This is a genomic window from Nocardiopsis sp. TNDT3, from assembly GCF_003427465.1.
Taxonomy (GTDB): Bacteria; Actinomycetota; Actinomycetes; order Streptosporangiales; family Streptosporangiaceae; genus Nocardiopsis; species Nocardiopsis dassonvillei.
Genome location: NZ_QPFC01001252.1, coordinates 1 through 1006, shown reverse-complemented (window position 1 = coordinate 1006; position 1006 = coordinate 1). Strand labels below are relative to the sequence as shown.

1 protein-coding gene is annotated in these 1006 nt (G+C 74.1%); it reads left to right on the top strand.

Annotated elements, in window-relative coordinates; all coding sequences use genetic code 11:
- Nucleotides 1-6: 6 nt before the first annotated feature.
- The gene (locus DQW06_RS26525) at nt 7-561 is read left to right on the top strand and encodes an adenine phosphoribosyltransferase (RefSeq protein WP_013151892.1); all 555 of its coding nucleotides are present in this window, start codon (nt 7-9) and stop codon (nt 559-561) included.
- Nucleotides 562-1006: the final 445 nt, after the last annotated feature.

Sequence of the window (1006 nt, the reverse complement as noted above, 5' to 3'; positions counted from 1 at the left end):
TCCCACATGCCCGACGACACCGCCACCGCGGCGCCCGTCCCCAGCCCGGAGCTCATCCGGGCGCACATCCGCGACGTCCCCGACTTCCCGAAGCCCGGCGTCCTGTTCAAGGACATCACGCCGCTGCTCAACCACCGGGAGGGCTTCGCCGCCGCCGTGGAGGGCCTCGCCGCGCCCTTCCGCGCCGCGGGGGTGGACCACGTGGTCGGACTGGAGGCGCGCGGGTTCATCTTCGGCGCCCCGGTCGCCATGGCGCTGGGGTCGGGCTTCGTCCCCGCGCGCAAAGCCGGGAAACTGCCCTCACGGACCATCGGGCAGGCCTATGATCTGGAGTACGGCACCGCGACCGTCGAGATCCACGCCGACGCGGTCTCCCCGGGCAGCCGTGTGCTGATCGTGGACGACGTCCTCGCCACCGGCGGCACCGGCAGGGCCGCGGTGGACCTGGTCCGCAAGGCGGGTGGTACGGTCGTGGGATTCTCCGTCCTGATGGAGCTCTCCGCGCTCCGGGGACGGGACAGGGTGCCCGACGTGGAGCTGCACACCCTCCTCACGGTCTGATCCGGCCGACCCGCGCCGCGGCCGACGCCCCTCCCCACGGGGAATGCGCGACGGCCCGTCATCGTTGACGTACTCCACCACCGGGGGTGAACCCCCGGTGGCCAGTGTCACACCCGCCGACGGGCGCGGCGGGAGCGGGGGAGGCCGAGGCCGTTCCCGACGGGAACGGCCCCACTAGACTGGTGGGAGAGGTACCGCGGCGGCCACGTCACGACTGGCCCTGATGACACGCACGTGCACCGGTGGAGCCGGGCGGCGCTGACGGCGCCCGCGCGACCGGACGGATCCGCGGGAGGTAGGCATGCCAAGCGAAGTGGTTTCGACCGGGGCGGTACCGACGGACGAGACGCGGCGGGGCGCCTCCCGGGAACCGCGGCCGAACGCGCCCCAGGGGCAGGCGGACGGCACCGGCGCGCGGGGCGCCACCACAAGTCCACAGGGAGAC